This is a genomic window from Xanthomonas sp. SHU 199 (assembly GCF_000364665.1).
Classification (GTDB): domain Bacteria; phylum Pseudomonadota; class Gammaproteobacteria; order Xanthomonadales; family Xanthomonadaceae; genus Xanthomonas_A; species Xanthomonas_A sontii.
The window spans coordinates 1-4,621 of sequence record NZ_AQOI01000252.1 but is presented as its reverse complement, the minus strand read 5'-3'; the positions used below and the strand labels follow the sequence as shown (position 1 = coordinate 4,621).

Sequence of the window (4,621 nt, the reverse complement as noted above, 5' to 3'; positions counted from 1 at the left end):
CCGGCCAGCGCCGCCGGCAACGCCAGCTCGGACAGATAACGCTGCTGCGCCGGCCGTTCCGGCGCCGGGTGCTCGAGGATGTGGAAGGTCGACAGCGCGATCGGGCCGACGTCGCGCGGCTGCAGCGCATCGAAGGCGCGCGGCCGGCGCTGCGCGGCGACGACCATCGGGTCGTTGCTGTCGGCGCCGTCGCCCTCGGGGTTCTGCACGCTCAGCACGCGGAAGCGCAGCAGGCGGCCGGCGTGCGCGGGGAAATCGATGCGCTGTACGCCTTCCTGCAGGCGCAGGTGGCCGCGCGCCACCGGCTCGCCCCACTCGCCGTTGCTGTCGCCCAGGTAGACCTCATAGTCGCGCACCTGGCCGTGCTTCCAGTTCTTGTCGTTGCGCGGCGCCAGCTCGATGCCGTCGATCATCTTGCGCTCGCCGAAACCGATCACCCATTCGTGCGCGCCGGTGCGCACGGCCTGGTTGCGCACGCTGCGGAACCAGGTGCCCGGGTCGTCGTCGAAGGCGTTCTCCAGCGGGTGTCCGGGTTCCTCGGCCGGGCGGTTGACCACCAGCAGGCTGTCGGCGGGCAGCGCGCGGCCCAGCTCCGGCGCAGCCGGATAGGCGTCGTCGGCCGCAGCGGCGGCGACCGGGAAGTCCAACCGCAGCTGCAGCGGTTGGCGGATGTCCTGCACGGCGGTGCGCACGTGCACGGTGCCGCGGCGCTCCGTGGCGTCGAAGTACCAGCCTTCGCTGGCCTGGGCGAGGGCCGCGGCGTCGGCAACCGTCGGCAGCGCGCGTTCGCCGACCTGAACCGACCGCGGCGCCTGCCGCGCGAGCACGCGCAAGGCATAGCGACGCTGCGGCAGCTGTCCGTCGTAATGGCCCTGCACCGGATCGATCCATACCTGCACCGGGCCGCTGCCCTGCGCCGGCGCCTGCATGCGCACCACCTGCGTGCTGGACTCGCCCTGCTGGTAGCGGCGGGTGTTGCCGTCGTCCTCGTACAGCGTGTACTGCGAGGCCCCCTGCGGATACACGTCGAAGGTCACCTCGTCCAGCGGCTTCTCGCCGTCGTACAGCATCGCCGGGTACATCGGCAGGATCGCGCCGGCACGCACGAACAGCGGCAGCGTGGCCAGGTCGACCTGGCGATCGAGCTGGCGGCCGTCGGCGCCGGCCTGCACGCGGCGGCCGTCCCAGTAGTCGATCCAGCCGCCGGCCGGCAGATGGATGTCGCGCCGCCAGCCGCGGCTGGCCGCCTGGCTGCGGTACACCGGCGCCACCAGCAGGTCGCGGCCGAGCAGGAACTGGGCCTTGTAGGTCTCGTCCTGCGCGTGCGGATCGCGCGGGTCCTCCCACATCAGCCCGCGCACCGGCGGCGCACCGGTCTGCGCGGCATCGTGCACCAGGCCGTACATGTACGGGGTCAGGCGCATTTTCAGCTTCAGGTAATCGCGGTTGATGCTGCGGTACGGCTCGTCGTACCACCACGGATGCTTGCGCGCGTTCGACGACCAGCCGCTCATGCCCATCAGCACCGGGGTGAACGCCTTCCACTGCAGGTCGCGGGTGAAGGTCTCGGCGCTGCCGCCGAAGATCGCATCGACATCGCCGGCCGCGTAGGCCATGCCGGACAGGCCGGAGCCGATCAGGGTCGGCACGTGCCAGCGGATGTAGTCCCAGCTGCTGCTCTGGTCGCCGGTCCAGGCCACCGCGTAGCGCTGGATGCCGGCCCAGCCCATCACCGTCCACAGGAACGGGCGCGCATCGGAGTTGGCGAGGATGCCGTCGTAGGCCTGGTGGTTGGCGTCCATCGCGAACTGGTAGCCCTTGCCGGTCCAGGCCACGTCCAGCTTCTGCACGCGGCTGCCGGCCTTGCCGACTTCCCAGGCGATCTTGTCCACGCCGTTCTCGGTCCACAGGCCGGTGCGGAAGCCATAGCGGGCCAGGCCCTGCACGGTCTCCGGCAGCCTGGTGTAGCCGCAGCCGTAGCCGTCGTTGGGCAGGATCCAGCCGCCAGGCATGTCGTGCTCGCGGTACTGCCGCGCCACGCTGTCGACCACGTCCGGGGTGGTGCCGGTGGGGCCGTCGTGCCAGCCGTCGGGCACAGTGCCGGGCTTCTTCGCGTTGTCGCCGTCGTTGTAGCAATCGGCATCGCCGTAGGACAGCGACCAGCGCGCCAGCATGCTCGGGCGGCCGGTCAGCCGGGTATAGCGCTCGATCAGGGCCGGCAGGTCGGCGCCGACGAAGTAGTAGGCGTCGAAGCGGTCTTCGCGATGCAGCAGCGTGGCCTGGTCGGGCTGGCGCAGATCGTAGCTGCCGTCGCTCCAGGTGTTGCGCAGCATGCCCCAGCCGCGACTGCTGAGCAGCATCGGCGCCGGGCTCGGGCGATCGCCCTCCTCCCAGCCGCCGGAATACGACACTTCCAGTTCACGGCCCTTGAACTCGAAGCGCCCGTTCTGCTGGCCGCCGCCGTAATAGGCTTCGTCGGCCTGCGAGGACAGCACCTGCACGCTCTGCGTGGCATCCAGGTCCAGCGGCTGCAGTTCCTGCCACAGCGCGACCGCGCGGCCCTGTTCCAGCCGCTCCAGGCGCAGCCGCAGCGGTTGCCGCTGCACGTGCAGCACCAGCGCGTCGGTACGCACGCGCAGTTCCTGCGCATCGTCTTCCAGTTGCGCCTGCACCGCGGCCTTGGGTTGCGGCAGCACGATCGGCGTGGCCTTGTCGCCGGCGCCGGTGAGCGTGCCGTGGCGCCCGGCCTGCACGCGCACGATGTCCGCCGCCGGCAGTTCGATGCGCAGGCGCACGCCGCGATCGGTCTGCAGGTCCCAGCCCTGCAGGCCGTCGCGGCTGGCGCTGGCGGCGACCGTGCGCAGGTTGCCGACCGGCTCGGCGACGACGGTGGCGGCCGCCAGCAGCAGGGCCGGCAGCGCGATCGCCGGCAACAGCGACGAGCGACGAACGCGGTTCTCCACACGACCCCCAAACCCGTTTCCCCGGGCGTTTCGAAAGCGTTGCGCCGACTCTAGGCCAGGGATTTGAAAGATGTCAATAAATTGAAAGCAAAAAACAAGATTTATTTTTGCAAAACGAAAGATATTGTCCCACATGACTTTGCTTTCATCTCGACAGAATCGGCTGATTCGGCTTGCGATAGCGACCTCCACTTGCAGCTTTCGTTTTAGGGCGGGCGATCCGCAGACACATTGGGCACAGGCAAATACTTTCTTTTTTCTTTCGATGTTTGACATTTCGAAAGAAAAGCCGGATGGTGCGCTGGCCCAACAGGAACCACCGCATGGACCTCCTTCCGCTTTCCGATGCATCCGCCTGGCAGCGCCTGGGCGGGGCCGATACCGCCCGCGAGATCGCCCAGCAGCCGGCGCTGTGGCGGACCCTGGCACAGGATCTGGCGCACGCCGGCGACCGCCTGCAGGCCTTCCTCGGCGACCGCCTCGCCGATCCGGGCCAGCGCGTGCTGTTCACCGGCGCCGGCAGTTCCGGCTTCATCGCCGAGATGGTGGCCGACGCGATCAATGCGCAGTGGCCGGCCGAGGTGCGCGCGGTGCACACCACCAGCCTGCTGACCCATCCGGCGCTGTACCTGCAGCGCGCGCGGCCGACCCTGCTGGTGTCGTTCGGGCGCAGCGGCTCCAGCCCGGAAAGCGTGGCCGCGGTGGAGCGCGTGCGCAGCGACGTCGACGACGCGCGCTTCCTCGACATCACCTGCAACGCCGACGGCGAACTGGCCCGCCGCGGCGCCGACCGCGCCGACACCTGCACGCTGCTGATGCCGCCGGCCAGCTGCGATCGCGCCTTCGCCATGACCAGCAGCCTGACCTGCATGCTGCTGGCGGCGCTGAGCGTGTTCGAGCGTGCGCCGTGGGAAACGCGCAGCGCGCGCCTGCAGCGGCTGGCCGAATTGGCCGACCGCGGCCTGGCGCAATGGGATGGCGCGGTGGCGGCGCTGGCGCAGCGCCCGTTCGCGCGGGTGATCTATCTCGGCAGCGGCCCGCTGGAAGCGCTGGCGCGCGAGGCCGCGCTGAAGGTCCTGGAACTCACCGCCGGCCGCGTGCTGGCGCTGGCCAACACGCCGCTGGGCTTCCGCCACGGCCCCAAGTCCACGCTCGACCGCAGCACCCTGGTGGTGGTGCTGCGCAGCGTGCAGCCGCTGGCGCGCCGCTACGAGCAGGACCTGCTGGACGAACTGCGCCGCGATGGCGTGGCCGGCCAGGTGCTGGCGATCGGCCCGCATGCGGACATCGGGGCCGGCGACGACCACACGCTTGCCGTCGCCGGCCTGGACGATCCGTGGCTGGCGCCGCTGTGGCTGGGCTTCGCGCAGCTGTTCGCGCTGCAGCGTTCGGCCGCGCTCGGCCTGACCCCGGACAATCCGTTCCCCGACGGCACCGTCAACCGCGTGGTCCAGGGCGTCACCATCCACCATGGCTGAGCCCGGCGCGCCCACCTGCTACGGCCTCGACGTCGGCGGCACCAAGATCGAACTGGTGGCCTGCGACGCCGCGCTGCAGGTGCTGTGGCGGCGCCGCGTGGCCACGCCGCAGGGCGACTACGCCGCCTTCCTGCAGGCGGTGGTGGCGCTGGTGGCCGCGGCCGATGCCGCGCTCGGCCG

Annotated in this window: 3 protein-coding genes; 2 read left to right on the top strand and 1 reads right to left on the bottom strand. The window is 70.6% G+C overall.

Features of this window, described 5'->3' with window-relative positions; translation table 11 throughout:
• Nucleotides 1-2,963 (bottom strand): TIM-barrel domain-containing protein (locus D183_RS0109895; RefSeq protein WP_017908849.1); only part of this gene is annotated, 2,963 nt, incomplete at its 3' end.
• A 323-nt stretch (nucleotides 2,964-3,286) separates the two neighbouring features.
• On the opposite strand from D183_RS0109895, the gene D183_RS0109890 reads away from it, so the two are divergent.
• Nucleotides 3,287-4,441, top strand: coding sequence for an SIS domain-containing protein (locus D183_RS0109890; protein WP_026144349.1), 1,155 nt, complete (start codon nucleotides 3,287-3,289; stop codon nucleotides 4,439-4,441).
• On the top strand, nucleotides 4,434-4,621 hold a 188-nt coding region (locus D183_RS24395; RefSeq protein ID WP_039726853.1), incomplete at its 3' end, for an ROK family protein. The genes D183_RS0109890 and D183_RS24395, both read left to right, overlap by 8 nt.

What these genes read in the sequence shown, in the direction of transcription:
- D183_RS0109890 (WP_026144349.1), top strand. Translation starts at nt 3,287, where the DNA reads ATGGACCTCCTTCCGCTTTCCGATGCATCCGCCTGGCAGCGCCTGGGC.